The organism is Idiomarina loihiensis L2TR, assembly GCF_000008465.1.
GTDB classification, from domain to species: domain Bacteria; phylum Pseudomonadota; class Gammaproteobacteria; order Enterobacterales; family Alteromonadaceae; genus Idiomarina; species Idiomarina loihiensis.
In genome coordinates this window covers 2,081,395-2,106,884 of record NC_006512.1, presented here as the reverse complement: position 1 = coordinate 2,106,884, position 25,490 = coordinate 2,081,395, and the positions used below count along the sequence as shown (strand labels likewise).

The 25,490-nt window shown below is 48.5% G+C and carries 20 protein-coding genes; 14 read left to right on the top strand and 6 right to left on the bottom strand.

Annotated elements, in window-relative coordinates:
- Nucleotide 1 precedes the first annotated feature (1 nt).
- Together IL_RS10145 and IL_RS10140 are read left to right on the top strand one after the other, a co-directional pair.
- On the top strand, nt 2-1,036 hold the full coding sequence (locus tag IL_RS10145) for a type IV pilus twitching motility protein PilT (RefSeq protein ID WP_011235201.1): 1,035 nt from the start codon (nt 2-4) through the stop codon (nt 1,034-1,036).
- On the top strand, nt 1,036-2,076 hold the full coding sequence (locus IL_RS10140) for a phosphodiesterase (protein WP_011235200.1): 1,041 nt from the start codon (nt 1,036-1,038) through the stop codon (nt 2,074-2,076). Before IL_RS10145 ends, IL_RS10140 begins: the two co-directional genes overlap by 1 nt.
- Here IL_RS10140 and IL_RS10135 read toward each other — a convergent pair.
- Nucleotides 2,054-3,610 (bottom strand): amidase, encoded by a 1,557-nt coding sequence (locus tag IL_RS10135; RefSeq protein ID WP_011235199.1) that lies wholly within the window; start codon nt 3,608-3,610, stop codon nt 2,054-2,056. The two genes, IL_RS10140 and IL_RS10135, sit on opposite strands and share 23 nt — an antisense overlap.
- Before the next feature lie 126 nt (nt 3,611-3,736).
- On the opposite strand from IL_RS10135, the gene tsaD reads away from it, so the two are divergent.
- Complete coding sequence (gene tsaD, locus IL_RS10130; protein ID WP_011235198.1) at nt 3,737-4,771, top strand: tRNA (adenosine(37)-N6)-threonylcarbamoyltransferase complex transferase subunit TsaD; 1,035 nt, start codon at nt 3,737-3,739, stop codon at nt 4,769-4,771.
- Here tsaD and plsY read toward each other — a convergent pair.
- The gene (gene plsY / locus IL_RS10125; RefSeq protein ID WP_011235197.1) at nt 4,755-5,345 is read right to left on the bottom strand and encodes a glycerol-3-phosphate 1-O-acyltransferase PlsY; all 591 of its coding nucleotides are present in this window, start codon (nt 5,343-5,345) and stop codon (nt 4,755-4,757) included. The two genes, tsaD and plsY, sit on opposite strands and share 17 nt — an antisense overlap.
- A gap of 97 nt (nt 5,346-5,442) precedes the next feature.
- Between plsY and folB the strand changes: the two genes are divergently transcribed.
- Both folB and folK read left to right on the top strand, forming a co-directional pair.
- Complete coding sequence (gene folB, locus IL_RS10120; RefSeq protein WP_011235196.1) at nt 5,443-5,826, top strand: dihydroneopterin aldolase; 384 nt, start codon at nt 5,443-5,445, stop codon at nt 5,824-5,826.
- Between the two features lie 11 nt (nt 5,827-5,837).
- Nucleotides 5,838-6,347, top strand: a complete 510-nt coding sequence (folK, locus tag IL_RS10115) for a 2-amino-4-hydroxy-6-hydroxymethyldihydropteridine diphosphokinase (RefSeq protein WP_011235195.1) — start codon at nt 5,838-5,840, stop codon at nt 6,345-6,347.
- Here folK and IL_RS10110 read toward each other — a convergent pair.
- Nucleotides 6,344-7,456: a CCA-adding enzyme gene (locus IL_RS10110; RefSeq protein WP_011235194.1), complete on the bottom strand. Its 1,113-nt coding sequence runs from the start codon at nt 7,454-7,456 to the stop codon at nt 6,344-6,346. The two genes, folK and IL_RS10110, sit on opposite strands and share 4 nt — an antisense overlap.
- 109 nt (nt 7,457-7,565) lie before the next feature.
- Between IL_RS10110 and IL_RS10105 the strand changes: the two genes are divergently transcribed.
- From IL_RS10105 to IL_RS10090, 4 genes are all read left to right on the top strand, one after another.
- Nucleotides 7,566-8,984, top strand: coding sequence for an ExeA family protein (locus IL_RS10105; RefSeq protein ID WP_011235193.1), 1,419 nt, complete (start codon nt 7,566-7,568; stop codon nt 8,982-8,984).
- A gap of 25 nt (nt 8,985-9,009) precedes the next feature.
- On the top strand, nt 9,010-9,720 hold the full coding sequence (locus tag IL_RS10100; protein WP_011235192.1) for a general secretion pathway protein GspB: 711 nt from the start codon (nt 9,010-9,012) through the stop codon (nt 9,718-9,720).
- 108 nt (nt 9,721-9,828) lie between these two features.
- Nucleotides 9,829-11,613 carry an acyl-CoA dehydrogenase C-terminal domain-containing protein gene (locus tag IL_RS10095; protein ID WP_011235191.1) on the top strand — a complete coding sequence of 595 codons (1,785 nt, stop codon included), beginning with the start codon at nt 9,829-9,831 and terminating at the stop codon, nt 11,611-11,613.
- Nucleotides 11,603-12,040, top strand: coding sequence for a hypothetical protein (locus IL_RS10090; protein WP_011235190.1), 438 nt, complete (start codon nt 11,603-11,605; stop codon nt 12,038-12,040). The genes IL_RS10095 and IL_RS10090 overlap by 11 nt, the downstream gene beginning before the upstream one ends.
- A 60-nt stretch (nt 12,041-12,100) precedes the next feature.
- Here the strand turns inward: IL_RS10090 and putA are convergent, their stop codons facing one another.
- Nucleotides 12,101-15,268: a bifunctional proline dehydrogenase/L-glutamate gamma-semialdehyde dehydrogenase PutA gene (gene putA, locus IL_RS10085; protein WP_011235189.1), complete on the bottom strand. Its 3,168-nt coding sequence runs from the start codon at nt 15,266-15,268 to the stop codon at nt 12,101-12,103.
- A gap of 225 nt (nt 15,269-15,493) precedes the next feature.
- Here putA and IL_RS10080 point away from each other — a divergent pair, with 225 nt between their 5' ends.
- Both IL_RS10080 and glnE read left to right on the top strand, forming a co-directional pair.
- Nucleotides 15,494-16,993, top strand: coding sequence for an inorganic triphosphatase (locus tag IL_RS10080; RefSeq protein WP_011235188.1), 1,500 nt, complete (start codon nt 15,494-15,496; stop codon nt 16,991-16,993).
- Nucleotides 16,994-17,000: 7 nt separating this feature from the next.
- On the top strand, nt 17,001-19,847 hold the full coding sequence (gene glnE / locus IL_RS10075) for a bifunctional [glutamate--ammonia ligase]-adenylyl-L-tyrosine phosphorylase/[glutamate--ammonia-ligase] adenylyltransferase (protein ID WP_011235187.1): 2,847 nt from the start codon (nt 17,001-17,003) through the stop codon (nt 19,845-19,847).
- Here the strand turns inward: glnE and lpxL are convergent.
- A complete protein-coding gene (lpxL, locus tag IL_RS10070; protein WP_011235186.1) occupies nt 19,826-20,767 on the bottom strand; it encodes an LpxL/LpxP family Kdo(2)-lipid IV(A) lauroyl/palmitoleoyl acyltransferase in 942 nt (313 codons plus the stop codon). The two genes, glnE and lpxL, sit on opposite strands and share 22 nt — an antisense overlap.
- 100 nt (nt 20,768-20,867) lie before the next feature.
- The gene (gene tolC, locus IL_RS10065) at nt 20,868-22,253 is read right to left on the bottom strand and encodes an outer membrane channel protein TolC (RefSeq protein WP_011235185.1); all 1,386 of its coding nucleotides are present in this window, start codon (nt 22,251-22,253) and stop codon (nt 20,868-20,870) included.
- Nucleotides 22,254-22,437: 184 nt separating this feature from the next.
- On the opposite strand from tolC, the gene IL_RS10060 reads away from it, so the two are divergent.
- From IL_RS10060 to parE, 3 genes are all read left to right on the top strand, one after another.
- Entirely contained in the window at nt 22,438-23,055 is a 618-nt protein-coding gene (locus tag IL_RS10060; protein ID WP_011235184.1) for an NUDIX domain-containing protein, read from the top strand.
- 9 nt (nt 23,056-23,064) lie between these two features.
- Nucleotides 23,065-23,526 (top strand): DUF1249 domain-containing protein, encoded by a 462-nt coding sequence (locus IL_RS10055; protein ID WP_011235183.1) that lies wholly within the window; start codon nt 23,065-23,067, stop codon nt 23,524-23,526.
- 66 nt (nt 23,527-23,592) lie between these two features.
- The gene (gene parE, locus IL_RS10050; RefSeq protein WP_011235182.1) at nt 23,593-25,485 is read left to right on the top strand and encodes a DNA topoisomerase IV subunit B; all 1,893 of its coding nucleotides are present in this window, start codon (nt 23,593-23,595) and stop codon (nt 25,483-25,485) included.
- The last annotated feature ends 5 nt before the right edge of the window (nt 25,486-25,490 follow it).

The following is a 25,490-nucleotide window of genomic DNA, read 5'->3' as shown; positions in this document are numbered from 1 at the left end:
TATGAATGTTAACGAATTACTGGCCTTCAGTGTGAAACAAAATGCCTCGGACTTACATTTGTCCTCCGGCAGTGTCCCTATGATTAGAGTGGATGGGGACATTCGTCCGCTAAATCAACCCGAGCATCAGCCGGATGAGCTGAAAGACATGTTGTTTGAGGTGATGACCAAAGGCCAGTGGCAGGAGTTCGAGGAAAAATTTGAGTGTGATTTTTCCTTTGAAATAGAAGGCGTTGCGCGTTTCCGTGCCAACGTGTTTACCCAGCGCAAAGGCATTGCCGCCGCTTTTCGTATGATACCTGCCGAAGTCACCACTTTAGAGCAACTGGATGCTCCGGAGATATTTAAGGACATTGTCAGTGCTAACCGGGGTTTAGTGTTAGTAACCGGACCGACTGGCTCGGGTAAATCAACCACATTGGCGGCCATGGTTAATTATTTGAATCAAAACCGGGCGTTGCATATTTTAACCATTGAGGACCCCATAGAATTCGTTCACGACAATCAAAAAAGCCTGGTCAGCCAGCGTGAAGTTCATCGGGACACTCGCAGTTTCAGTGCGGCCCTGCGCTCAGCACTGCGTGAAGATCCTGATGTGATTCTGGTGGGTGAAATGCGCGATTTAGAAACCATCCGTTTAGCTATGACGGCAGCCGAAACCGGGCATTTAGTTTTAGGTACCTTGCATACAACTTCTGCACCTAAAACTATCGACCGCATTATTGACGTATTTCCGGGCGATGATAAACCGATGATCCGCTCCATGCTGTCAGAATCTTTACGTGCGGTTATCTCGCAGAGCTTGCTAAAACGAGTTGGCGGTGGTCGTGTTGCCGCACATGAAATTATGCTGTCATCGCCAGCTATTAAAAACTTGATTCGAGAAGACAAAGTGGCGCAAATGTACTCCTCTATTCAAACTGGAGCAGAGCGGGGCATGCAAACATTAGATCAGGCACTCAAGAAATTACTGGCTCGTGGCGATATAGAGGCAGAAGAGGCACGCCGCTGTGCGGTGACTAAAGAGGATTTCTAATGCTAATACGGAGCGTTTGGCTGCTTCTGCTGTTGGCTGCGGCGTTTAGTGCGCCTGCACAGCAGACAACACGAGTGGCTTTTGGCTGTTGCATTGACCATACCAAGCGACAGGAAGTCTGGGATGCGATTAATCATGCGCAGCCTGAAGTCTTTGTGTTCCTGGGTGATACTATCGGTGAGAACGCCGGCGACATGGACGACTTACTGGATGCCTATGAGGTGTTTAACCGTTACCGCGGGCCACGGGTTCTGCGACGCAACTCTGCGGTTATGTCGGTCTGGAACCGCAACGATTACAGTCTGGATGGCAAGAGCGGAAAAAATAACCCGAATCGCTATGCCGTCCGCAACCACTTTCTTACCTTCTGGCGTGAGCCGGCAACCTCGGAACGGCTGTTTCAAAGTCATGGTATTGCAAAGAGCGTAATTTTTGGGAATGAACCGCAACGTGTGCAGGTTATTGTTCTGGACGGTCGCTGGAACCGTGACCCACTGAGTCAGGTGGGCTGGGTAGAGCGTCAGACTCGCCGCTTTAATGCTGATTTAGGTCCTTATGAGTCGAATAATACGGGCGATTTGCTGGGTGATGAGCAATGGCAGTGGCTTGCGGAGCAATTACAACAGCCTGCCGAAGTCCGCATTATTATGAGCGCGACACCGGTAATAGCTCCTGCCAATGGCTATGATAGCTGGGCACTTTACTTGCGCGAACAAAACCGTTTAAAAGAGTTGTTAACGGAACTGAAACCTTCAGGTTTATTGCTGGCGAGCGGTGACCGCTTGTTCGGTGAGTTCGCTAAGTCAGATGAATTCCTGCCTTATCCACTCTGGCAGGTGACGCCTGGGTCCATTAACTTTGATGGTGAAACGCCTTACTCATCTAGTTATCGCGACGGTGAGGCTTATGCTGAAAGCCGTTACGGTCAAGTTGAAGTTATTTGGAAAGAGCAGCCGGAACTGGAACTAACACTCCGCGATGTCGACGGCCGGCCGCTCGATACTCGTAAACTCAACCTTAGTCAGTTACAACCAGATTAGGCGGTTTACGGTGCTTTGTTGCCTGTTCGTAGGCGAAAGCCGCTTCTATGAGCGTGGCCTCAGAGCGTGCAGCGCCAAAGAAACTGATACCGACCGGCAGGGCGGGTTCGTCTCCAATTTGGATATAACCCATAGGCACTGATATGTGCGGGTATCCGGCAACGGCAGCCGGTGAACTGGCTGAGCCTGAATAGTTGTCGCCAAGTACGTGATCGATTTTCCAGGCAGGGCTTGTTGTCGGAGCTATTAGTAAGTCGATATTGTTCTCCTCAAGCATGGCATCGATGCCTTCTTTACCTGCCAGCTTTTTGCTTTTGGCCAACGCTTTCTGATAAGCGGCTTCGTCATCCTGAGCCTCTGCCATTTCAAAGAGCTCCTGACCAAATAGTGATAACTCCTGCTCAGGCAATTCATTATTTGCCGCTATCATATCGCTTAAATTGTTATAGGGCAGATTCGTGCTGCTCAGGTAAGCCGCCATATCCTGTTGAAACTCATACAGCAGCACGGTAAATTCATCGCCGCCGTATTCTCCGTAGGTTGTCATCTCAACGTTAATAATTTCAGCTCCCTGAGCTTCCATAATCGAGAGCTGTTGCTCGAACTGTTCGTCAAGCAAGTTGTTGTAACCCATTAAGTTACGAACCACACCAATACGCTTGCCTTCGAGTCCGTCTGCTTTTAAATGCGAGGCAAAATTCGTTTCAGTACGATAGCCTGCGGGGTCATCCGGATCGTAAGCTTGCATCGCATCCAGCATTAAGGCGGCTCCGGCTACGCTACGAGCCATTGGGCCTGCAGTATCCTGACTATGCGCAATAGGGATAATGCCGTCGCGACTGATAAGGCCCAGCGTTGGCTTGATGGTAACAATGCCATTAACAGCGGCCGGACAGGTTAACGAGCCGTCGGTTTCGGTACCTACCGCAAGTGCGACTAAATCGGCGGCAACAGCGGTAGCGGAACCTGCACTGGAGCCACAAGTAGAGCGAGTCGTGTCATACGGATTCACGGCCTGACCTCCAATAGCACTCCAGCCCGAACTGGAGCGGGTAGAGCGAAAATTCGCCCACTCACTTAAGTTGGCTTTGCCTAAAATAATAGCTCCGGCATCACGCAATTGTTCTACAAGAAAAGCATCATCTTCCGGGTAGTTTTCTGCGAACAATAATGAACCCCCGGTATTTGCCATACCGTCGGCGGTATCGATGTTGTCTTTTAACAGAACAGGAATGCCGTGCAATGGACCGCGAACCTTGCCTTGTTCGCGCTCGGCATCAAGCCGTCTGGCATCTTTCAGAGCATTCTCATTTACGCTGTTTACCGCTCGTAAATTCGCACCCTGACGGTTATGAGTATTGATGCGCTGCAAATAATATTGTGTGAGTTGTTCGGCATTTAAATCACCATTGGTCATGGTGTTTTGCAATTCGATAACAGAGGCGTCCTGCCAGGAAAACTTACCCTGCTCCGTCGGTGATGTCTGACAAGCCGATAAGGTCAGAATAAATAGAAATGCAACGAGTTGTCTCATGCTAAAGCCTTTGTTGTTTTTATGTTTTCATAAAGTGGCATAACTTTTCCTGTAAGGCGAGTCATGCGAATAAAAATCAGGTAAAATAGCGTCAATTGTCGGTAAATAGCAGAATTGGTTAGTATTATGCGGGTATTGGGTATTGAAACGTCTTGTGATGAAACGGGTGTTGCGGTGTACGACACCGAAAAAGGCTTATTAGCCCACCAGTTGTACTCGCAGGTGAAACTGCATGCCGACTACGGCGGCGTAGTGCCCGAGCTGGCATCTCGTGACCACGTGCGCAAGACCTTACCGTTGATTAAAGCTGCGCTCAAAGAGGCCGGGATTTCGCATCAGCAACTGGATGGTATTGCTTATACAATGGGGCCTGGGCTGGTTGGTGCTCTGTTAGTTGGTGCTTGTATTGGTCGTAGTCTGGCTTTTGGATGGAATTTACCCGCGGTTGGAGTTCATCATATGGAAGGCCATTTGCTGGCGCCTATGCTGGAAGAAAACCAGCCCGAATTTCCTTTTGTCGCCTTGTTGGTTTCCGGCGGGCATACTCAACTGGTTCAAGTAAAAGGTATAGGCGATTATCATTTGCTGGGCGAATCAGTAGACGACGCCGCAGGCGAGGCTTTTGATAAAACAGCTAAGCTAATGGGGCTTGATTATCCCGGGGGGCCGCGATTGGCTGCTTTGGCTGAACAGGGCAACAGCGATCGTTTTACCTTTCCCAGACCAATGACAGACAGACCAGGTCTTAATTTTTCTTTCAGTGGTTTGAAAACTTCTGCGGCTAATACTCTGGCCGCTAATGACAGTGATGAGCAGACCCTGGCGGATATTGCGCGGGCATTTGAAGATGCGGTGGTTGATACCTTGGTGATTAAATGTCGCCGGGCGCTAAAAGAAACCGGTTACAAGCGTTTGGTCGTTGCCGGTGGGGTCAGTGCCAATAAGCATTTACGCGCAAAACTTGAAGCTTTATTAGAAAAACAAAAGGGCCAGATATTTTACCCGCGTACGGAATTTTGTACTGATAACGGTGCGATGATCGCCTTAGCGGGCGCTCTGCGTTTAGAAGCGGGAGAACGTGAGCCATTGGCAGTGAAAACACACCCAAGATGGCCGATGACAGATTTGAAACCCATGGTGAATATTAGCGACGCCGTTTAAAGGCTTTTTCTTCGCCGGAGGACAAGCGCAGAATATTGGCCTGGTGACGCCAGAGTATTAATAGCGAAATCATAATAACCGGCACTGTGTATTGGGGTTTTATCCAATAGGCATAAAAGGGTGCCAGACAGACGGTTACTAAAGCCGCTAAAGAGGATACCCGGCTGACACGGAAAACCAGTAACCAGGTGGCAATGAGCAACAACGCCATTTCCCAGGCAACCGGAAACATAGCACCTAAGGCGGTAGCAACAGCTTTGCCGCCACGAAAATGAAAGTAAAGCGGAAAAATATGGCCAAGGCAGGCTGCAACCGCAATTAGCCCAAGGAAAAAGGGCTCAATGCCGAGAAAGTAAGAGCCCCACACCGGAACCATACCTTTTAAAACATCAAACCAAAGAGTTAATAACGCAGGGATTTTTCCGCCAACCCGGTAAACATTCGTGGCTCCGGGGTTGCCGGAACCTTCTTTGCGCGGGTCAGGTAAGCCCCAAAGCCGGCAGATAACCACAGCGCTACTGATAGAGCCCAGAAGGTAGGCTGAAAGTATCATCAGTAAAGTAAGCGCTGTCATGGGGTACGAATCCCTCGTTGGTTAAGGTAGACTGCGATTAAAACTCAATGTCCCTAGAATAAGCGGTTTTTTGGGCAATTACCACGGGTTAACACAAATGGAACAAGCAGATATTGATGTCGTTAGCATTGAAGGCTTAACCGTAGAAACCATCATTGGTGTCTATGACTGGGAAAAAGAAAAAAAACAGCAGTTGGTGCTGGATATTCAGATGAGCTGGGACAACCAGCGCGCGGCAGTTACTGACAATATTGACGACGCTTTAGATTATGCACTGGTGAGCGAGCGAGTGTCGGCCTGGGTAGCAGAGAAGCCGCGTCAGCTCATAGAAACGGTTGCTGAAGGCGTTGCCAGCCTCATTTTGAATGAATTCGGTGTGCAGAACGTTGAAGTGCGGGTGGCTAAACCCGGAGCTGTGCCTAATGCTAAAACGGTGGCTGTAAGCGTTCGCCGAAGTGTTTTCGACAGCCCATTTGGGTAAGAGGATAAGTTGTGGCGCAAGTTTTTCTCGGAATAGGTTCTAATACGGATCGTGAAAAACATATTCGGGCAGGGTTGAAAGCCATTGCAAAGAGCTTTACCTGGCAACAACGCTCAAGAATTTTTCGCAGTGCCTCGGTAGGGTTTTCCGGAAGTGATTTTTACAATCTGGTGGTGGAGGTAATAACCAACCTTTCTGTTACCGAAGTTCTGGCTGAATGCAAGCGCATTGAGCAGGAAAACGGACGGATTCCGGGCAGTGCTAAGTTCAGCCCGCGAACATTAGACATTGATGTCTTATTGTATGATGACGTTATTCGGGAGCAACAACCGCAGTTGCCCCGTGGCGAAATTCTTGAAAATGCCTTTGTGCTCTGGCCACTGGCTGAAATAGCCGGGCACCACCTGCATCCGCTTTTAAATGTGAGTTACGAGCAGTTGTGGGAGCAATACCAGCAGACTCATAAAGACTCACCGCAACAATTAGAGCCTATTAGCGACACTTCTTGGCTGGAAGGTTAATTCAATGCCTCAGCCAGTATCTGCTCACGCTGTTCGCGTAAAGCATCGCCCAGGGCTTTACCGGTAAAGCCCTGCTGCTGCAAAGTCCCAGCATTAAGCGCTGCGGCTTTTTCTGCCCCCGAACGTAACTTTTTATGCTGAGCAGCAATACTTTTCTGCTGCTTAGATTCACTATATTCAGCTTGCCGTAACTGTAGCAACTGCTCCAGCTTCTCCGGTCGGCGCCAGTAGTCAATTTGTTTCAGTAGTGCAGCCAATTGAGCTTTTTCTGGGAGCTCCGGTGTGGTAATGAAATCTTCATGATTTCTTGCCAGCAAAGCGCTGTCACGATAATGATTCGGTATGGCCAGTTGCCTGCAGAACTGCTTCAGGCTCTCAGGGGTTTCTTGCTCTATAAATAAGCTGGCAAATCTTAGCGTCACTGAATCGGAATAAGCCGATGTTCTTTGCAATCGTTGCAGTTGTGAATCATCGGCGGTTATTCCGGGTAACACCTGAGAAAGCGCCTGTATGTCTCTAAGCAGAGTTAAAAAGACAGTTGGCGTTTGGGTTAACAGTGACTTCTCCCATTCCCGCCAGACCCGTTCAGGGACTAAGTGACTGAGTTCCTGACTGGCTGACATTTCCTGCAGCATTTGCTGAGTCTCTTCGGCGACGGTAAAATCTAAGTGGGCAAAACGTGCGGCAAAGCGCGCCACTCTTAATACCCTTAGCGGATCCTCAGTAAAAGCCTCAGAAACATGGCGTAACTTGCGCGCTTTAATATCTTGCACGCCATTGTATGGATCGACTATTTCACCGTCCTCACTTTGCGCAATGGCGTTAATGGTTAAATCCCGGCGGGCTAAATCATCTTCCAGAGTCACATCGGGAGAGGCAAAAACGTCAAAGCTGGTGTGGCCTTTGCCGGATTTTCGTTCAGTCCGGGCCAGTGCGTATTCTTCGCGGGTACTGGGGTGCAGGAACACCGGGAAGTCTTTACCAACTTGCAGAAACCCCTGTTTCAGCAAGTCTTCTGCACGGGCACCGACCACTACCCAGTCGCGTTCGTGTACTGGTAATTTCAGAAGTTTATCGCGTACTGCGCCACCAACTAAGTATACGTCCACTGTTCACCTCAACTTTGTTTGGCATGATCATGTCGAATCACTGGTCGATGTGCAAGCAAGTCGTTACACTGTTGAACAAATAATATTATCAGCACAGTAGCGGGCCGATATGTATCAGAACTATTTTGGTCTTCAGGCAGAGCCTTTCTCCATTGCCCCGGACCCAAATTACCTTTACCTGAGTGAACGGCATCAGGAGGCTTTGGCGCATCTTACACAGGGGCTACAAGGCAGCGGTGGTTTTATTCTGTTAACCGGGGAAGTGGGCACAGGTAAAACCACGGTATCCAGAGCGTTACTGGAGCAGTTGCCCGAGTCAACGGAAACGGCGTTCATCCTCAACCCTATGTTGAATGAAGATGAACTGCTTGCCAGCCTGTGCGATGAGTTTGGTATTCGTTATCAAAAGCGCTCTGCGACCCGTAAAACACTGACCGATAAGCTCAGCCAGTTTTTTCTGAAAGCTAATGATGATGGCCGCCAATGTGTGGTGCTCATTGATGAAGCTCAGCATTTGCGACCACAGGTTCTGGAACAGCTGAGGTTACTGACCAACTTAGAAACTCATGATCGTAAATTGCTTCGGGTCATTTTAATTGGTCAGCCGGAATTACAGGACTTACTGCGCCGACAGGAGCTTCGTCAACTGGCACAGCGTATTACCGCCCGCTATCATATTTTGCCGCTGACCGAGCAGGACACGCAACGCTACATTGCTTACCGCCTGCAGGTGGCTGGCGCAAACCGGCCTTTGTTTACTGCTGCTGCAGGAAGGAAGGCACACCAGTTAACCCAGGGTATTCCCCGTTTATTAAACCTTTATTGTGACCGGGCATTGTTGGCAGCTTATACGGAATCCAGTAGCGAAGTGTTGCCAAGGCATATACAGCAAGCGCATATTGAGCTGAATGGCACTACCGGTAGTCGGAATAGACAGCCGCACTCAGCTTTATGGCGTTGGGCGGGGGCTTTTTTGCTTCTTGTCGCCAGCGCGGCTGGCAGTTACACCCTGATTAACGATACGGAAAAACCGTTGGACGCAACGTCCAGCAGTCAGTATCAGGCCGCAAAAGAGTTGGCGAGTGTCTGGGGCTTGCCCGAACCGCCGGTAGATACTGATTTTTGTCAGTGGATAGAACAATATGATCTCGTCTGTCTTGAGTTAAACCAGAGCCTGCAGCAACTGCGCAGCATTAATTACCCGGCATTGCTTTATAGGCGAGATAAAAGCGCCGATTTAATAACCGATGGTACGGCGATAGATACTAATGGCTGGAACGGGGCTTTCCTTATTTTGTATCAACAGCCGCTGGCTGAAAGTGACGACGCACACCAACAGTGGGTTCGTGAACAGCTGATAAAACACCTGGGTTCTAAATGGCAAAGCAAGTCATCGGACGAGCAATTTAAAGAGCTGCAAAAAAGCCAGGGGCTAAGGGTAACCGGGAAACTAGATGAAGCGACAATGGCATGGCTGGCATCACGCGCGTCTGACTTTGGGCCCAGATTGAGTAAAGAAAGCGAATGAAAAAAGCGAGTAAAGAGAGCAAATAATGTCATCCTTATTAAAAGCATTAAAGCAGCAACAGTCGCCATTATTAAAACAAACCTCGGTGCTTGATGCCTCGCTTATGGCTAACGATAAACACAGCCGTAGCTGGAGTTGGTTACTTTGGCCTTTGGTGCTTATTCTCGGCGCAGTGCTGGGCTCTGCCGGAGCTGTTTGGCTTGGTGAAACAAACCAGTCTGAACGTCCTGAAGCGGAAGGCTTCCGGTGGGGAGAAACCGCCAGTATTGAATCGGTTGAATGGGAAGCAGAACCCGAACCCGTTCCGGAAGAAGAACCCGAAGTCACACAAAGCAGTGGTCAACAGCAATCATCAGAACCCGAGCCAAGCGCCCAAGCTGGATCGCAGCGGCAGGCTCTGGATCTTTCTACTGTTTCGCCAGACTTGTTGCAGCGTTTTGAAGCGGCAGTGAACGACACCAGCAATAGCGATGATAATAGAGCCGATACTAGTGTAATCCCTTCATTAAGTGAACTCTCGCGCTCGTTTCAGCGAGAGGTTCCTGCGTTTAGTTACGACAGCCATATGTATCGCTCCAGTGCATCTCAGCGGTGGATTGAGCTGAACGGCCAGCGACTGTACGAGGGCGATGCGTTAAATCAGCTGACAATATTGCGAATAGAACCGCAAAAGGTGGTTTTGGTGAAAGACTCACAGGCATTCTCCCAGCCCGCTTTAGAAGACTGGCAACCATAGAAATTATTGACATCCTGCGAAGGGATTCATACTCTTGTGCGATACAGTTTAAACAAGCGTTTAAATTATTAGTTTGAACGCTTTGTAATTTCTACAAGAGGTAATGATATGGCTGACTACAGAGCTCCCCGCGACGACATGGATTTTGTTTTGCATGATGTATTCCGCGTTGCTGATGACTGGCAGCAGACTCCGGAACTTGCCGACATGATGGACGTTGAAACCGCTGGCGCTATTCTTGATGAAGGTGCAAAAGTTGCGGAAAACTTGGTTGCGCCCATAGCCCGCGAAGCAGACGAAGAAGGTGTTAAGTTTAAAGACGGCGAGGTGACAACACCTAAAGGCTATAAAGAGAACTTTCGCCAGTTGGCTGAAGGTGGCTGGGTTGGTGTAACGGCAAATCCTGATTTTGGCGGCATGGGTTTGCCGAAATCTTTATCTGCTCAGTACGAAGAAATGCTTTGCAGCGCCGACATCGCTTTCTCTCTATATCCGGGCCTAACCTCCGGCGCAATCATGGCAATTAACTCACATGGCAGTGATGAGCTGAAGAACCATTATTTACCGCGTATGGTTTCGGGGGAATGGACAGGTACCATGTGCCTGACTGAACCTCATGCCGGTACGGATTTAGGCATTATTCGCAGTAAGGCTATTCCCGCGCAAGACGGCAGTTTTTCACTTAGCGGCACCAAAATATTTATTACTGGCGGTGAGCATGACTTAACCGACAATATTGTCCACCTGGTGTTGGCTAAATTGCCTGACGCACCGGCGGGTACAAAAGGTATATCGTTGTTTGTGGTGCCTAAGTTTTTATCCGACGAGCAGGGTAACCTGACCGAACGCAACAATGTTAGCTGCGGTTCTATTGAACACAAAATGGGGATTCACGCGTCAGCAACCTGTGTGATGAACTTTGATGGAGCTAAGGCCTGGCTGGTTGGTGAGCCTCATCGAGGTTTACCCGCTATGTTTACCATGATGAACTATGAGCGATTAGGCGTTGGTATTCAGGGGCTGGGCGCAGCAGAACGTTCGTATCAAAATGCTCTGGAATACGCTAAAGATCGTATTCAGGGACGCGGCGCAAAAGCAACTCGTAACGACCAGGCCGAAGCCGACTCAATTTTAGTGCATGGTGACGTGCGCCGTATGTTGCTGACCATGAAGTCTCTGACCGAAGGTGGTCGCGCGTTTTCTACCTGGGTGGGGCAGCAGCTCGATCGTTCAAAATACGCCGGGGATGATCAGGTTAGACAAAAAGCCGATGCCATGGTGGCGTTATTGACGCCTGTTGCGAAAGCGTTTTTAACCGACACAGGACTGGAGTCGACCATTCATGGCCAACAGGTTTTTGGCGGGCACGGTTATGTCAGAGAATGGGGCCAGGAACAATTGGTTCGCGATACCCGTATAGCTCAAATATACGAAGGCACTAATGGTATTCAGGCGCTGGACTTGCTGGGTCGTAAAGTTTTTGGTTCACAAGGTCAGCTACTGCAGCCATTTAATGAAGAAATTCAGAGCTTTCTGGATGAAACGGTTACTGGCAGCGAATGGATAAAGCAGCGAGAGCAATTGCAGCAGGCGCTAAATATCCTCAATGGTGTCAGTGAGGAAGTACTGCAAAAAGCAGCTGGTGATGAGAACTTAGTGAACAGTGTGGCGGTTGAGTATCTGCATCTGGTAGGCTATGTTTCTTACGCTTACCTGTGGTTGAAAATGGCAATAGCCGCCGAGCCACTATTAAGCGACAAGCCATACCTTGCAACTAAAGCAAAAACGGCACGTTTCTATTTTGCCCGCATTTTGCCTCGCATTCATAGCCTGGCAGCTGCGATAAAAGATGGTAGTGAAAGCCTTTACTTACATAGTGACGATGAATTCTAAAGACGAAAAAAAAGAAAACAATGCACTGACGTTTTATCGTGATAGTCGCCGCCCCCAGGCCTGGGGCGGCTTCTTTTTAGCGATATGGATGGCAATTTATATTGGTGACGCGGTTTCCTTGTGGATTATTGTTACAGGCGCGCTGCTGACCATGGTTATTGTTATGGCAATTGTAGTGAAATTCAGGCCATTGCAACCAGCCGCGTTTTATAATGATCTTGAGTTAACGGAAAAACGCCTCATTTTACCCCCCAGAACTTATCAGTTGGAACACCCGCCGGTACTGCAGCAGTATGAAAAAGATTTAGCCGGTTTGAGTTTTGTGGATGAAAAAGGGCGCAAGCAGGAAATTATTGTCGTTTTAAATGACAGCCTCAAACGGCAACTGGAAAATTACCAGATAGAGCTAAAAGTTACGAAGAAATAAACGAAGAATAAAGTAAAAAGCCAGCGATTTCTCGCTGGCTTTTTTGTCTCTTGCTGGTCTCTAATCGTCCAGAGACAACAAGGTGGCGTTACCACCAACGGCAGTAATATTATCACTACGCGTTTTTTCGGTAATAAAGCGGGTCAAGTAGTGTGGACCACCGGCTTTCGGTCCGGTACCTGACATACCGCGACCACCAAATGGTTGTACGCCAACAATCGCACCTATCTGGTTACGGTTAATGTACACGTTACCTACATCAATGCGGCTTGCCACGTCGTGAGCAAAGGTTTCGTTACGGCTGTGAATACCAAAAGTTAAACCAAAGCCTGTGTTATTAATACTCTCGATAACCTCGTCAATTTCACTTGTTTTAAAGCGAATAACGTGCAGAATTGGCCCGAAGTTTTCTTTCACCAGCTGGCTGATACTGTCGATTTCGATCGCTGTAGGCGCAACAAAGGTACCACCCATAGCGTAATCTGGCAGTGGCGCGCGAGCAATCAGTCGACCGGCCTGCTGGATATCAGATATGTGCTGTTCCAGGTTGGTTTTTGCAATGCCGTCTATAACCGGACCAACGTCGGTTTCATGCAGCAGTGGGTCACCAACTTGCAGCTCTTCCATAGCGCCACGTAGTAAGTCGAGAACACGATCAGCAACATCATCCTGTACGAATAGAACTCGCAGGGCTGAACAACGCTGTCCCGCACTCTGGAAGGCACTGGCAACGATATCGGTGACAACTTGTTCCGGCAGAGCGGTAGAGTCAACCATCATGGCGTTCTGTCCACCGGTTTCAGCAACCAATGGCACAATTGGACCAGTACGTGCCGCTAGTGCCCGGTTAATGGCCTGAGCGGTATAAGTTGAACCGGTAAAGCAAACACCACCAATGTCTTCCTGGCTGGTTAAATAGCTACCGACCTCGGCACCACTGCCAGGCATAAAGTGCAATACGTTACCCGGAATGCCTGCTTCCAAAGCCAGCTGCACTGCGCGGTATGCGATAAGCCCAGTTTGCTCTGCCGGTTTAGCAATAACTGAGTTACCGGTAACCAAAGCGGCTGCAACCTGGCCGACGAAAATGGCAAGAGGGAAGTTCCATGGGCTAATACAAATGAAAGTTCCACGGCCTTCAACAAATAGCTCATTGTCTTCGCCTGTCGGACCCGGTAACTGAATAGGGCCACCCATGAGTTCACGCGCCTGATTGGCGTAATAGCGACAGAAATCAACGGCCTCGCGAACTTCGTCGATCCCGTCCTGTAAGCCTTTTCCTGCTTCTACAGAACACAGAGCGATAAGCTCGTTGCGGTTAGCTTCCATTAAGTCGGCAAATTTCTCTAAACATTCCGCTCGCTCGTCGGTAGGAACCTTACGCCAGGATTTGTAGGCAGCGTTCGCACTTTTCAGTGCCTGTTCAGAGAGTTTTTTATCACCCCAGTAGATACTACCAACCTGCTTCGAGGTTTCCTGAGGGCTGGTAATACTGACGTGGTGATCGGTTTCTATGGTTTTCCCATCGACGATGGGGCCGCCTTGCCATTGTTTGTCACGGTACTGTTGAACCGCTGCAATAAAATCATCTGCTTGTGAGTGAATATTCATATTCAATCCTAATGAATTTGTGCGATCCCCATACATTTCTGAGGGAAGTGGAATTTTGCTGTTTGCGTACTTCTCGTAGCCGGACGCGGTTTTCATCGGGTGCTCGACTAAGTCATTGACCGGTGTGTCTGCATCTAGCAGTTTGTGGACAAACGACGAGTTAGCACCGTTCTCTAGAAGCCGGCGGACTAAATACGGCAACAAATCTTTGTGAGGGCCTACTGGTGCGTAGATACGTACCACCATACCTGGATTTTGCTCCATTATGGTGTCGTATAAGCTATCACCCATGCCGTGCAAACGCTGATACTCAATTCTACGCTGGTGGGTCTCATTCATTTGTTGAATGGCCATAAAGGTTTGCGCGTTGTGAGTCGCGAATTGCGGATAAATGGCACCGTCAGTGTCGTCACTTAGTAAGTAACGGGCACAGGCCAGGTATGAAATGTCGCTGTGTGACTTACGAGTAAATACCGGATAACCAAGTAAACCGTTTTCCTGAGTCCACTTAATTTCGTTATCCCAATAAGCCCCTTTTACCAAACGAACAGGAATTTCATCGCCACACTCTTTTGCCAGTGCGGTTATCCAGCACAAGGTTGGTAGTGCACGCTTCGAGTAGGCCTGTACAACCAAACCAAAACGTGGCCAGCCTTTACAGACGCCGCTGCGGTAGACTTTCTCAAACAGCTCCATTGAAAGCTCGTGGCGATCGGCTTCTTCGGCATCAATGGTCACACCAACATCGGCTTCTTTGGCCAGCTTGACCAGTTCAGTCAAAGTGGTGGCCAGTTCAGTTAGTACACGTTCGTGATTTGATGCTTCATAACGAGGGTGCAAGGCTGACAATTTAATTGAAATTGTTGGCCGTGGTGCATCCGGGTTATTGAACTCTTCTTTGGTGATCGTCTTGATTGAGTTGACGTACTGCTGCTTGTAGTAATCCGCATCCTTCATAGTTAATGCGGCTTCGCCAAGCATATCGTAAGCGTGAGTGTAACCCTTGTCACGGTTATCACGGCTTTCTTTCAAGGCTTCCTCAATGGTACGTCCCAATACGAACTGCTTACCCATAATTTGCATGGCGGTATAGGTTGCCTTGCGAATAATGGGTTTACCGAGTTTGCGAACAAGACGACGGAAAGCACCACGAGGTGTTTCCATGGCTTTGCCTGTAGGGTTTGTCACACTGTTTGTCAGTGCCAGCCCCCAGGTACCTGAGTTAACTAACCAGGACGCACTCTGGCCCATATGTTTCTGCCAGTCTCCGCCGGAGAGTTTATCTTGAATTAACGCGTCGGCTGTATAAGCATCAGGAATTCGCAATAGTGCCTCGGCAAGGCACATTAAAATAATACCTTCTTTGGTATCTAGGCTGTACTCTTGCAGAAATGCGTCGACGACGCCGTTATCTGCCTGTTCCCTCACTTGCTCAACTAACTTAGCTGCGCGCTCGGTTACTGCGCTAACCGTATCATCATCGGCAGGAACCAGCGGCAACAACTCACGCATATATTCGTCTTCATCAACAATATAATTGTCAGTAATTGCCTGCTGTAAGGACTTTAAGTCCTCAGCCTGATGCTGTTTGGATAGCACCTCACTCGCTTTGAACATAGCATCTCCTGTGTAGCCAGGCCGAAGCTCGGCGTGCTTCCCCAAAGTTGGGAATCGGCGCAAGTATAAGCTTATTTTTGCGCGGGTAAAGACCCTTCATGGTCGGATCTCACGTTGCAACTTTTCACCCTTGGTGTCAAGTGAACTAAATGCCCGTGTTTGTTGACCGTTAGCCGCCAAGCCAGTACCTTTAATCTAACTTATTAAACGCATCGGAATCGATTTATGTCACAAGAAGTTGAGCTCAAACTATTAATTGCTCCAGAACAGCGAGAAAAAGCGCTCGAAGTCTGCCAGTCGTTGGCGGATTCTCATCAGGCAAAACCCCGCAAAGAGCAGTTTGAACTCAAAAATGCCTACTTTGACACGTCCGATTTACGTTTACGTCAGTTCGATATTGGATTACGGATACGCAGCGATAAAGATCATAAAGAGCAGACGGTGAAATTGGCTGGTCGGGTTATGGGCGGTATGCATCAAAGGCCTGAGTACAATATTGACATTGATAGCGACAAACCGGATTTAACCCTGTTTGATAACGAAATATGGCCGGATGACTTCCCGGTTTACGATATTCAGCGCGATTTGGACACCTTGTTTGTGACCGATTTTACCCGGACCCGTTGGCGGCTTCCCAGTGGCGAAGGTGTTATCGAAATGGTTCTTGATGAGGGATATATAGAGTCGGGCGAGCAGCGAGAGCCAATAGCGGAGATTGAACTGGAGTTACAGGGCGGTTCTTTGGCCGAGGCCTATCGACTGGCGCAGGAGTTAGTAAAAAAAGCCGGTGCGCGAGTTGGCTCGTTAAGTAAAGCGGCAAGAGGTTATCTGCTGGCCGGAAAAAGCTTGCTGGAGCCTTTTACACAAATGCACTACGTACCAATCCACTCCGAGCAAAATGTTGGTCAGGCGCTTTATCGATCGTTGGAGTCAGGCTTACGTCACTGGCAGCATAATGAAGCTTGTCTGGACTTCCAGCCCAGTGTCCGGGCGGTACAGGGAATGGCGGACGGCATGCAAATGGTGCGGGTTGTGTTGGAGCAGCTCATTGAGAACGGTGTTGGAGAGCGGCGGTTGCTGACCGGCATCTCGCAAATAACTGCGAAGCTGCAGTGGCTCAAGCGCTTTGAAGGACTGGATGAGCTAACCGCAGAAGATGGTGCTTATCATCGCGCGCTTAAGCGCTACAACAAACTGTATGAATCGTTAGTCAACAGTCAGGAGGATGTTATTCGCCTGAATGAAGTCGCTGAATTAGTACATTCTGCCGCATACCAGAAAACCGTACTGGGGTTGTCAGAGTTTCTGTTGAAAGAAGAAATGACAGAGGAGTTGGAGCAGCCGGTTTTGCCCTGGAGCAGTCAACTTTTGAAAAGCGACTGGCAGCTGGTACAAACGGCATTTTCTGAGCATGAAAAGCTCAGTGAAGAAGGGTATCTTAAGTTGCTTACACCCTTGCAAAATAGCCTTTTGATGGGGACTTGTTTCGGGCATTTATTTGATGCGGATTTGAGAGAAAGTTTCCGCTTGCCGTGGCAGGATTTAGCCCGGGGTATTCGTGAAATTACCGCATTGCATATTTTGCATGAGCGTATTCGGGATCGCGACGACGAAGTGGATGAAAAACTGATGGACTGGCAAAAAGTACAGCGAGAGTCCCTGTTAAAAGCTCTTGAATATTCTCGTAAAGCTGCGTTGAAACGTGAACCATACTGGTTAAATTAAGGTGGTTATGCTGACTCCCGATAATAAATTGATGAGCGAAACTGAAACAGCCTGGGAGCGTTATAAAGAGGTTGTAGAGAGCATTACGCTCACAGCTGAACAGGAGCAAATATTACGGGCGTTATTTGCTGTCAGCCCGTTCATTGGCAGGGTTGCGGAAAGTTACCCTGAGCATCTTGTAACCGATTTTTTTGACGGCAGTGGAAGCTCCGTTCGTTTGATTGATGCTGACAGTTACGGTGACCGTATAGCTGAGTCGTTAAGTCAAGTAACGAACGAAGATGAGGCAAAAAAATGCCTACGGAGACTACGACACTGCTGGATGGCGAAGCTTGCCGCAGCCGATATTCTGCAGCAAGTGTCGTTAAAGGAGTCTTTGCACCATTACAGTACCTTTGCTGATGCAGCAATCAATAAAAGTCTTGAGTGGTTGTTTGAACGCTTTGTTCAACGTCACGGTAAACCGCTTGATGCTAATGATCAGCTAATGCCGATGTTGGTCATTGGCATGGGGAAGCTGGGTGGAAAAGAGCTGAATTTCTCGTCCGACATTGACCTTATTTTTGCTTTTCCTGAACAAGGGGAAACACAGGGGCCGGGACGTAATCTGGAGCACGGGGTTTTTTACAAGCGGCTGGCGCAGTCACTTATTGGGTTACTTGACGAGACGACTGCGGACGGGCAAGTGTTCCGGGTCGATATGCGGTTAAGACCTTTTGGTCAGTCGGGCCCGTTGGTAACCAGTTTGAATGCTCTGGAACATTACTACCAGGAGCAGGGGCGTGACTGGGAACGTTACGCCATGGTTAAAGCCCGCATGATAGGGGCTGATGAACAATATGAGCAAGCATTTCAGCAGTTGATACGACCTTTCGTTTACCGCCGCTATATTGATTTTGGTGCCATTGAAGCGCTGCGTAAAATGAAGCTTTTAATTACTCAGGAAACCCGCCGGCAGGGAGTTAAAAATAACATCAAGCTGGGTGCCGGCGGGATTCGCGAAGTTGAGTTTATTGTTCAGGCGCATCAGCTTATCCGCGGGGGGCAGGAAAAATCACTGCAGACACGTTCAGTTTATATCGCTATGAATGGTCTGGTGGAACTGGATTTGATAGATCCGGAGCATGCCAGGCAGCTGCTAAAAGATTACGAATATTTGCGGGTTATTGAGCACCGGCTGCAACAAATTGATGATCAGCAAACTCAGCAATTACCCACAGATGAAACTGGTCGCATGCGATTATGCGCAATGCTGAATGAACCTGAGTGGGAAACCTTGCAAAGAAAAATTGACGAGTGCATGGAGCGCATTCATGCAGAGTTCCAGCAAGTGGTTGGCGCGGAGTCTGAAGATGACGAGGATGAGCAAGGCTTGCAGGTTTTGTGGCAGGACATGCTGGATGATGATGCAGCGCTAGAAATCATAGAAAGTGAAGGAGTTGATGAACCTCAGGCATTATGGACTCTGATTAAAAATTTTCGTCAGGAGAGCCGCCGTCGCAGTTCGGGCCCTAGAGGGCGTTCAGCATTAGCAAGGTTAATGCCGATAATGCTCCGACATGCTATTCAGCATCAGCACCCTGAACGCTTGCTGGAAAGACTGCTTTCTATTATTAAAGCGGTTATGAGCCGAACGGCGTATATTGAATTGCTGGCTGAAAACCCCGGCGCCCGCGAGCAGCTTTGTAAATTATGTATGGCGAGCCCGTGGATCTCTGAACAGCTGGCTTTGCATCCCATACTTCTGGATGAACTAATTGACCCGCAGCAGCTTTACAGCCTGCCTGAGTCAAAGGACTATGCCGCAGTACTACGCGAATATCTGATGCGTATTCCTGAACAAGATCTGGAAACGCAGATGGATGCGTTGCGTCAGGCTAAGCAGGCGCTGCAACTAAAAATTGCCGCAGCGGATATCAGTGGCGTTTTAGAACTCATGAACGTTAGTGATCATTTAAGTGCGCTTGCAGAAGCCATTATTTCTGAAGTGGTCGGCCTAGCCTGGCAACATCTGACTCAAAAGCACGGTAAACCTGCTGGAACTTGTCTCGACAATACAGGCTTTGCGGTGCTGGGCTATGGCAAGCTAGGCGGGCAGGAACTGGGTTATGGTTCCGACCTTGATTTAGTTTTTGTAACGGATGCCAACTATCAGGGGCAAACAGACGGTCAACGACCGATTGAAGTTCAGCAGTTTTACTTACGCCTGGCGCAACGGATTCTGCATTTATTCACGACCCGCACTGTTGCGGGCATTTTATATGACGTGGATTTACGCTTGCGGCCGTCAGGACAGGCCGGTTTATTGGTGACACAGGTGAATTCTTTTGCCCGTTATTTGCGCGATGACGCCTGGACCTGGGAGTTGCAGGCACTGGTGCGTGCGCGACCTGTATACGGTGTTCCTGCATTAAGAGATACGGTTATGGATATACGGCGAAGTGTTTTGTCTCAAAAACGAGATGAACAAGAGCTGCGTCAGAGTATTGTTAAAATGCGTGAAAAAATGCGTGAGCATTTGACGCAAAGAAACAGCCGGAAGTTCGATTTAAAACAAGACCCGGGCGGTATTGCAGATATTGAGTTTATCACTCAGTACCTGGTTTTGCGTTATGCGCATAAATATCCGGAGCTATGCAAGTACAGTGATAACGTCAGGCTTCTGACTGAAGCGCAACAGTTACATTTACTAACAGAAGTGGATGCTCAGAACTTAATTAACGCCTTTCAAATTTTTCGCTGTGAGAGTCATTCGCTGGCGTTACAGGGGGAGCAGTTATTGGAGGAACACAACCTGGACAATGAACGTCAGGCTGTGCTCAATTGCTGGAATCACTTACTGGAAGATGACTGATAGTAGCTTGGCATGTCGGGGTCAGGACGGGTCTTGAACCTGCGGTGAACCCAGAGATACTGTGCCGGAGCTTTTAGAATGGCGTCTTCCACCAAACCATTCACGCGTTCGGCATCTGCCTTTTTGTCTCCCGTGGGGAAATTTTCAAGCGGCGGTTCGTAAAAGAGATCGTAACCGCTTCCGTCGTCACGTCTGACGCAGCGGCTTACCATGACTTTGCAGTTAGGGTTGCGGGCAAAAAGCATAGTACCCAAGGTCGTTGAAGCATCCGGTACTGCAAAGAACTTAACAAACTCGACGCGACGACGACCATAATCCTGATCCGGAAGATAACCGGCGATGTCACCTTCGGTAAGCGACCTCATCATGGCTTTGACATCGCGACGCTGGATCATATATTTGTTTGAACGCCCTCGGCCGCGGGTTTGTAAGAACTCCATGACCGCATTATTGTGTGGGCGATAAAGACCAACAGCTGGCTCGACAAAGCCATGTAAGCGGGCGTGAACTTCAAGGCTAAGGAAGTGAAATAGCAGTAGCAGAACACCACTGCCATCTTCCTGAGCCTGACGCAAATGCTCTTCGCCATGAACATGCAGTTTACGTTTAATTCGCCAGCTCGGCCACCACCATGCCATACCAACTTCAAAGTATGCTATCCCTGTATTTTTCATATTTTCGGTTAGCAATGTCTCGATTTTCTCATTGCTGTATTCCGGGAAGCACAGCTTTAAGTTGGTGCGGGCAATATTCACCCGGCGCGGCATGAGTTTTTTAAACAGTAAGCCCAACCCGCGGCCCATGGCAAGCTGTAGGCGATAAGGTAACCATGACACGCTATACAGGATGAAAACACCGAGCCAGGTAAGCCAAAACTTAGGATGTAAAAAGTAGAATTTAAATTTGGGAGGTTCGATCACAGCTGATGTCGCTTATTATTCGCTATTTGCCGCGGATAGTAACATAAAAATTCAAAAATGAGGCACCGCCAATAGTCAGGCGGTGCCGTGGTCTGCGCAGTTAGTCTGCGGCAGTGCCTTGTACGTTCTCAGAAAGGCTGCTGTTAATAGCCATCAGGTCTTGTTCCTGCAGCTGCCCAGCGGCTTGTTCAAGTGTCAAAATTTGACGAATATAGCCGTAGCGGGCTTCTGACAAGTTACGTTTTGCGTTGTACAGGTTACGGGTGCTGTCGAGTACGTCTACAATAGTACGTGTACCCACTTCAAAACCCGCTTCAGTAGCTTTTAATGCGCTCTCAGCAGATACCACAGACTGCTGGAATGCATTGATGCTGGCAATAGACGCGGTTACCTGGTAGTAGGCGTTTCGCACTTCGCGCTCAATATTGCGGCGAGTCTGTACCATTTGCTGGCTGCTGGCAACGTAGTTGTCGCGCGCTTGTGCAACTTCAGACGAGGTACGGAACCCTGAGAAAATGGGTACGCTGACGTTTAGACCTATAGAGCGACTGTCCAGACGTGGTAAGTTTGTCGTTTGTTGCTGTCCGTTGTCAGTCGTTATTGTGCGTTCGTTGTCTTGTGTTGAGTAACTCGCCTGCAAAGAAACGGTTGGATAATGCCCAGCTTGATTCAATTGAATTTGTTGCTCAGCAATATCTACCAAAACTTTGCTTTCTAATAAGCTTAAGTTACCGCTTTCGGCTTTTTTTACCCACTGACGAACATCGTCCGGTGCTGGACTACTGGGAGAAAAGGTGTCGGTATCCAGGGCGGCCAGAGTTTGTGGGTATTGACCGGTAATTTCACGGATATCTTCCAGTGCAATTTCCACCGCGTTACGCGCCTGAATTTCGCGAGCAACTGCGCTGTCGTACTGAGCCTGAGCTTCGTGTACATCAGTAATTGCAGTTAACCCAACAGAAAAACGTTGTTTGGTTTGTTCAAGCTGACGTTCAATCGCTTTTTTCTCAGCTTCAGCAAAGGATAAATCATCGCGAGCCTGTAATGCCTGGAAATAAGCGTTAACAACGCGAAGCATTAAGTCTTGCTGAGCGTTACTGTAGGCAACTTCAGACTGATAAGCTTGTTTCTCTGCAATGTCGGCGTTTCTCCAGACAGTCCAGTCAAAAATACTCTGGTTCAGCGTAATGCCGGCTTGCCAACCACTGCTGTCGCTATCGAAAACTTGAATGCCTGACTCAAAAACTTGCGCGGATTCGCTTGTTGAGTCACTGTAACCAGCTTCTCCCGAAACCTGAGGCAGGAATCCTGACTTGGCAATATCAATGCCTTTTTGTGCGGCATTGCGTTCTGCTGCAGCGCGTAATAAGGTCGGGTCGTTATCTACGGCTAAACGGTAAATTTGAGCCAAATCTTCAGCATTTGACGTAAAAGAGGCTGTGGTCAATGCCAGACCGGCAGCTGCCGACAAAATATGCTTTTTCATGGTAGTCAGATTCCTGTTACTTGACATGCAATTGTTCAATGATTGCGCATAGTTTACATACAGTGTTGAATGATTACCAGTGTAAATGATTTGCGCAGATAGTTTAAGAAAAACATGGTTTCAGAATTCGCTCAAGTGTAACAGAATGTTTGTCTTTAATTACCCCCAAGAAAGGACAGTAAGTATGACGATTCGTTTTCACCGAGATGATGTGAAAGTAAAGGAAAAGGTACCTCTTTATCAAGGTTTTTTATCGGTTTATCGCTATTCTTTACAACATCGGCTGTTCTCTGGTGACTGGAGTCCGGAGATAAACAGGGAATTAATGGAACGCGGGCACGCTGTTGTGGTTATTCCTTATGACCCGATTCGCGACCAGCTGGTTGTTCTGGAGCAGTTCAGGGTGGGTGCGCTTGATGATAAAAACGGCCCCTGGTTGTTTGAATTTGTCGCGGGCATGTTTGACGCTGATGAGAGTGCAGAGGAAGTCGCTACGCGTGAATTAGAAGAAGAAGCAGGATTAAAAGCTAAGCGCTTAATCTACGCGACCAGCTATTATTCAAGTCCGGGTGGCACCGACGAAAAGTTGACTATTTATATTGCCGAAGTCGACAGTCAATCGGCTGCTAGTTTTGGCGGATTACCTGAAGAAGACGAAGATATCCGGGTTCATGTTTTACCCAGAACAGAAGTTATTAACATGCTCGAACGTGAAGAAATCAACAACGCTGCTAGTGTTATTGGGTTACAATGGTTGCTATTACATCGTGATAAGATGTTCTCTGACCAGGAGCAAAACTGAGGTTTTATTATGCAACAGCGCTATGTTGTCGACGTTGCGGAACTGCACCGGCTAACTGAACTAAATTATGCAGGCTTGTTACCGCTGTTGTCTCAGCTTGAATCTGAAGCTGAGGTAACGCTCTACGCGGGCGAAAACTTGGCTTTCAATTTACGCAACGTTAGCGAATCGCGCTACACCTCAGATATAGAAATTGAACAATTGAAGCCAAACTGGGCGGATTACTTGCAGGCGAAAATGACGGTAAGATTATACCATGATGTGCGTATGGCTGAGATCATAGCCAGCCAGGGGGTTACCCGTTTAGCGGCACGTTATCAACAACCTAACCGCGAAATGCGGCACCGAGATGAAAAGCATCAGGTTAATCAGTTTTTGGCTGACTGGTTAACATTGTGTCGAAAGCAGGGGCATATTCAACCAAAACTCAGTGAAGCCGTTCAGAAATTTATGCCTTACTACTTCAAATAGACGCCAGTTAACGGTAAATTGAGGCAGACTTTTCGCGGATCGAGCCAATAATAAAAACAGGGACTCATGACAGACTATAAATCCGACTCCATTGAGGTGCTGAACGGACTGGAACCGGTTCAGCGCCGCCCCGGTATGTACACTGACACCTCTCGACCTAACCATTTGGGTCAGGAAGTTATAGATAACAGTGTCGATGAAGCTCTGGCGGGGCACGCTAAATCATTACTTGTTATTCTGCATCCCGATCAATCTCTCGAAACGACAGATGATGGACGCGGAATGCCAGTGGATATCCACCCGGAAGAGGGAGTTCCCGGTGTTGAACTGATTATGAGCAAACTGCACGCCGGCGGTAAATTTTCAAATAAAAACTATCAATTCTCCGGTGGTTTGCATGGTGTGGGTATTTCGGTCGTTAATGCGCTTTCTAAGCGCGTTGAGTTGACTATTAAGCGTGACGGCCAGGTTTATGAAATGGCCTATGAAAACGGTGATAAAGTCAGCGAGCTTGAGGTTACCGGTACCGTAGGCAAGAGAAATACCGGCACCCGGGTTCATTTTTGGCCAGACCCTCAATATTTCGATTCGGCAAAATTCTCTGTTACCAAGCTAAAACATATTTTGCGAGCTAAGGCGGTACTTTGCCCCGGGCTTAAAATAACCTTCCGCAATAAAATAGATGACACAGAAGATACCTGGTTTTATCAGGACGGTCTGACTGACTACCTGGTGGAAGCGGTAAAAGATGTACCGACGTTGCCGGAAATGCCGTTTGACGGAAGTTTTAGTTCTCAGACTGAAGGTGTTGACTGGGCCGTTACCTGGCTCCCGGAAGGCGGTGAAGGGGTCTCAGAAAGTTACGTTAACCTCATTCCTACTACGCTCGGCGGTACACACGTTAATGGATTGCGCCAGGGCTTGCTGGAAGCCATGCGCGAGTTTTGTGAGTTTCGTAATTTGTTACCCAGAGGTGTCAAATTAACACCGGAAGATGTCTGGGAGCGTTGCAGTTATATCCTGTCGACAAAAATGCAGGACCCGCAATTTGCCGGACAGACCAAAGAGCGTTTGTCATCCCGTCAGTCGGCCAGTTTTGTTTCCGGTGTGGTAAAAGACGCTTTTAGCCTGTGGCTGAATGAGCATACCGATCAAGCCGAACTTTTAGCTGATGTTTGTATTAGTAACGCGCAGCGACGCTTAAAAGCCAGTAAAAAAGTTGTTCGTAAAAAAGTGACTCAGGGTCCGGCACTGCCCGGCAAGCTCACCGACTGTTCTAGCCAGGAACCTGGCCGCAGTGAATTGTTTTTAGTGGAAGGGGACTCCGCCGGAGGCTCTGCTAAACAAGCCCGCGACCGCGAGTTTCAGGCGGTGATGCCGTTGCGGGGAAAAATCTTAAATACTTGGGAAGTCGACCCGGAGCAAATTTTAGGCTCGCAGGAAATTCATGACATTTCTGTTGCCGTGGGTGTCGATCCAAACAGTGTTGATTTAGACAAGTTGCGGTATGGAAAAATTTGTATTCTTGCTGACGCCGATTCCGACGGTCTGCACATTGCCACCCTATTGTGCGCATTGTTTGTGAAACATTTCAGACCTTTGGTCGAGCATGGCCATATTTTTGTAGCCATGCCGCCGTTGTATCGTGTCGACGTGGGCAAAGAAGTGTTTTATGCGTTAGATGAAGCAGAAAAGCAGGGAATTCTGGATCGGATTGAAGCAGAGAAACGCAAAGGCAAAGTCAATGTGCAGCGTTTCAAAGGTCTGGGCGAGATGAACCCGCTGACACTACGAGAAACCACCATGGATCCTAATACCCGCCGGTTAGTCCAGTTGACCATTGATGACGGCGAAGTAATGGAAGAGTTAATGGATATGCTGTTAGCGAAAAAACGCGCTGGTGATCGCCGTACCTGGCTGGAAAGCAAAGGTAACATGGCCGATTTGGCTGAACTGTAAGCACT

Coding starts and splice junctions, on each gene's coding strand:
- IL_RS10145 (WP_011235201.1), top strand. CDS start 2: ATGAATGTTAACGAATTACTGGCCTTCAGTGTGAAACAAAATGCCTCG.
- IL_RS10140 (WP_011235200.1), top strand. CDS start 1,036: ATGCTAATACGGAGCGTTTGGCTGCTTCTGCTGTTGGCTGCGGCGTTT.
- IL_RS10135 (WP_011235199.1), bottom strand. CDS start 3,610: ATGAGACAACTCGTTGCATTTCTATTTATTCTGACCTTATCGGCTTGT.
- tsaD (WP_011235198.1), top strand. CDS start 3,737: ATGCGGGTATTGGGTATTGAAACGTCTTGTGATGAAACGGGTGTTGCG.
- plsY (WP_011235197.1), bottom strand. CDS start 5,345: ATGACAGCGCTTACTTTACTGATGATACTTTCAGCCTACCTTCTGGGC.
- folB (WP_011235196.1), top strand. CDS start 5,443: ATGGAACAAGCAGATATTGATGTCGTTAGCATTGAAGGCTTAACCGTA.
- IL_RS10105 (WP_011235193.1), top strand. CDS start 7,566: ATGTATCAGAACTATTTTGGTCTTCAGGCAGAGCCTTTCTCCATTGCC.
- IL_RS10100 (WP_011235192.1), top strand. CDS start 9,010: ATGTCATCCTTATTAAAAGCATTAAAGCAGCAACAGTCGCCATTATTA.
- IL_RS10095 (WP_011235191.1), top strand. CDS start 9,829: ATGGCTGACTACAGAGCTCCCCGCGACGACATGGATTTTGTTTTGCAT.
- IL_RS10090 (WP_011235190.1), top strand. CDS start 11,603: ATGAATTCTAAAGACGAAAAAAAAGAAAACAATGCACTGACGTTTTAT.
- putA (WP_011235189.1), bottom strand. CDS start 15,268: ATGTTCAAAGCGAGTGAGGTGCTATCCAAACAGCATCAGGCTGAGGAC.
- IL_RS10080 (WP_011235188.1), top strand. CDS start 15,494: ATGTCACAAGAAGTTGAGCTCAAACTATTAATTGCTCCAGAACAGCGA.
- glnE (WP_011235187.1), top strand. CDS start 17,001: ATGCTGACTCCCGATAATAAATTGATGAGCGAAACTGAAACAGCCTGG.
- tolC (WP_011235185.1), bottom strand. CDS start 22,253: ATGAAAAAGCATATTTTGTCGGCAGCTGCCGGTCTGGCATTGACCACA.
- IL_RS10060 (WP_011235184.1), top strand. CDS start 22,438: ATGACGATTCGTTTTCACCGAGATGATGTGAAAGTAAAGGAAAAGGTA.
- IL_RS10055 (WP_011235183.1), top strand. CDS start 23,065: ATGCAACAGCGCTATGTTGTCGACGTTGCGGAACTGCACCGGCTAACT.
- parE (WP_011235182.1), top strand. CDS start 23,593: ATGACAGACTATAAATCCGACTCCATTGAGGTGCTGAACGGACTGGAA.